At 62.0% G+C, this 234-nt stretch carries 1 pseudogene; it reads left to right on the top strand.

Annotation, left to right across the window (positions count from 1 at the left end):
- Positions 1 to 234, top strand: a pseudogene (locus tag SB764_RS44785) (glucose-6-phosphate isomerase); the annotation flags it as partial.

Raw genomic sequence — 234 nt, 5'->3', positions numbered from 1 at the left:
CCGATTTCATCGCGCCTCACCGTGTCTTCGCCGGCAACCGCCCGTCGATCACCTTTGTCTATAACAAGCTGACGCCCTATGCGCTCGGCCGCTTGATCGCGCTCTATGAGCATCGCGTCTTCGTCGAAGGCGTGCTGTTCCGCATCAACTCCTTCGACCAGTGGGGCGTCGAGCTCGGCAAGGAACTGGCGACCGGCCTGCTGCCTGTCATCGAAGGCAAGGAAAGCGCCGCGA

Origin of the sequence: Paraburkholderia sp. SIMBA_027, from assembly GCF_046535315.1 — a bacterium.
In the GTDB taxonomy this organism is placed as follows: domain Bacteria; phylum Pseudomonadota; class Gammaproteobacteria; order Burkholderiales; family Burkholderiaceae; genus Paraburkholderia; species Paraburkholderia tropica.
This window is presented reverse-complemented; position numbering and strand designations above follow the sequence as displayed.